Below are 2,634 nucleotides of genomic sequence, written 5' to 3' on the forward strand. Positions count from 1 at the left end.
GGGGTCAGACCGGGCGCACCGTGTCTCCGAGGCGCACGGTGCCGGGGGTCAGGACGTCGGCACCCACGCCGATGCACATCCCCCGGTCCGCGGTCAGCGTCTTGAGCACCCGGCGGTCCTCCGACAGGTCGCGCTGCGCCATCGTCGTCATCACGCAGCGCTTCATGCGCTTGGTGACCCGCAGCCGCACCTCGTCGCCCACGGCCACCTCCCGGCCCACCCAGTCCTCTTCGATCCAGGGTTCGCCGGTGTTCAGGAGGATGTTCTTGCGGAAGCGGCGGGCGTCGGCCTGTTCGGTGTCGCCCAGGATGCGGCCCAGTTCGTGCAGGGAGGCGGTGCCGATCAGCGTCACACCGCAGTCGTCGAAGTGCGATACGGCGTCCTCGCGGGCCAGCCGGACGTCCGCGCCGAGCAGTTCGGCGAGGTGCGCGTCGTCGCGCAGGTCGGAGCCGTCGGGGGTGACGACGTGCGGGCGGCCGGTGCCGGCGCCGGAGGAGGCGGTGGCGCCGGAGGAGGCGGTGGCGGGGGCGGTGTAGGAGGCGGAGAAGTGGAGCAGCCCCTCGGCGCGGCGGAAGCGGCGGGAGTTCTTGCCGCTGCCGAGCTTGCCGTCGCCGTAGGTGACGGCCCAGAGGCGGTCGCCGGCGGTGCCGCGCTCGTCGATGACGAGCTCGGGCAGCCGTTCGCCGAGCATGGACTTGACCGGGAAGCGCCGGAGCATGGCGACGGTGGCGTCGGACGGTTCCGTGGCGGGCGCCGGAGCCGCTGTCGCGGACGGGAGTTCGGGCATGCTTCGGACCCTATGCCCGGCCCGGGTCGAAGCCGAAGGGTATTTCCAGGCGGTAGGCGGCCAGCAGCTCCGCGTCGAGGAGGAGTTCCTTGGTCGCGCCGTCGGCGACGATCAGTCCCCCGCCGAGAATGACGGAGCGGGGGCACAACTCAAGGGCGTAGGGGAGGTCGTGGGTGACCATCAGCACGGTGACGTCGAGGGAACGGACGATCTCGGCCAGTTCGCGGCGGGCGGCGGGGTCGAGGTTGGAGGACGGCTCGTCGAGTACGAGCACGTCCGGCTCCATGGCCAGCACGGTGGCGACGGCGACCCGGCGGCGCTGGCCGAAGGACAGGTGGTGCGGCGGCCGGTCGGCGTACTCGGCCATGCCGACCTGCTCCAGCGCCCGCTGCACGCACGCCTCCAGCTCGGGCCCGTGCATACCGCCGGCGGCCGGCCCGAAGGCGACGTCGTCGCGGACGGTGGGCATGAACAGCTGGTCGTCGGGGTCCTGGAAGACGATGCCGACACGGCGGCGTATCTCGGCGAAGTTCGGCTTCTCCACGGGCAGTCCGGCGACGCGGACGGTCCCGGCACCGCCGCCGAGGATGCCGTTCAGGTGCAGGACGAGGGTGGTCTTGCCGGCGCCGTTGGGCCCGAGGACGGCCACGCGCTCGCCGGGCCCGACGGTGAGGTCGACGCCGAAGAGGGCCTGGTGGCCGTCGGGGTAGGCGTAGGCGAGGCCGGTGACTTCCAGGGCAGGGGGCTGCGTCATACGAGGTTCCATCCGAGCAGGCACACGGCGAGGGCGGCGAGGGGCAGCGCGGCGGCGTACGACCACTGGGCGCCGGTGGCGCCCGCCCGGTCGGCGACGGGCATGGTGCCCGTGTAGCCGCGGCTGACCATGGCGAGGTGGACGCGCTCACCGCGCTCGTAGGAGCGGATGAACAGGGCTCCGGCCGTGCGGGCGAGTACGCCCCAGTGGCGCGGGCCGCGTGCGGTGAAGCCGCGGGACTCGCGGGCGATGCGCATCCGGCGCAGTTCGTCGGCGATCACGTCGCCGTAGCGGACCATGAAGGACGCGATCTGCACCAGCAGCGGTGGCAGGCGCAGCCGTTGCAGCCCGAGGAGCAGTGCGCGCAGTTCGGTGGTGGCGGCGAGCAGCACGGACGCGGCGACGCCGATGGTGCCCTTGGCGAGGACGTTCCAGGCGCCCCAGAGACCGGACTCGCTGAGGGAGAGCCAGAGGACGTCGGTGCGCGGGCCCTCCGCGACGAAGGGCAGGAGCACCGCGAAGGCGACGAAGGGCACCTCGAAGGCAAGCCGCAGCAGCACGAACCCCGGGGGCACGCGCGCGGCGCCGACGGCGGCGGCGAGCAGCAGGGCGTACGCGCCGAAGGCCCAGACGGCTTCGCGGGGGGTGGCGACGACGACGAGGACGAAGCAGAAGACCGCGACGAGCTTCACGTGCGCGGGCAGCCGGTGCACGGGTGAGACCCCGTGCCGGTACAGCTTGTGCGCGTGCCCCGCCCCCAACGCTCAGCCCTCCGGTGGGGCTGTCGGGGACTGGGCGGGCGCCTCGCCGGCGCCCTGGCCGGGGCCCGCCCGGCGGCGGCGGAGCACGACGAACACCCCGCTGCCCACCGCCAGGGTCGCCGTGACGCCGATGACTCCCGCGAGGCCGCCGGAGAGGCGGGTGTCGGAGACGTCCTCGACGCCGTAGTCGGCGAGCGGGGAGTCGGAGAGCGAGTGCTCCTTCTCCTCCTCGGCGATGCCCTTGTCCCCGGCGACCTTCTCCAAACCGTCGGGGTCGGACGAGGCGTAGAAGCTGACGATCCCGGCGAGGACCAGCGAGGCCGCCACCCCCG

At 73.5% G+C, this 2,634-nt stretch carries 4 protein-coding genes; all 4 read right to left on the bottom strand.

Annotated features, from left to right (window positions below):
* Positions 1-4: 4 nt before the first annotated feature.
* Positions 5-787, bottom strand: coding sequence for an MOSC domain-containing protein (locus H5J30_RS26435; protein WP_181789845.1), 783 nt, complete (start codon positions 785-787; stop codon positions 5-7).
* 10 nt (positions 788-797) lie between these two features.
* Positions 798-1,541, bottom strand: a complete 744-nt coding sequence (locus tag H5J30_RS26440) for an energy-coupling factor ABC transporter ATP-binding protein (protein ID WP_181789846.1) — start codon at positions 1,539-1,541, stop codon at positions 798-800.
* Positions 1,538-2,302 carry a cobalt ECF transporter T component CbiQ gene (gene cbiQ / locus H5J30_RS26445; RefSeq protein WP_181789847.1) on the bottom strand — a complete coding sequence of 255 codons (765 nt, stop codon included), beginning with the start codon at positions 2,300-2,302 and terminating at the stop codon, positions 1,538-1,540. The genes H5J30_RS26440 and cbiQ overlap by 4 nt, the downstream gene beginning before the upstream one ends.
* Before the next feature lie 3 nt (positions 2,303-2,305).
* Positions 2,306-2,634: PDGLE domain-containing protein (locus tag H5J30_RS26450; protein ID WP_181789848.1), on the bottom strand; the 329-nt coding region annotated here is incomplete at its 5' end.

Source organism: Streptomyces phytophilus (genome assembly GCF_013870535.1).
GTDB lineage: Bacteria > Actinomycetota > Actinomycetes > Streptomycetales > Streptomycetaceae > Streptomyces > Streptomyces phytophilus.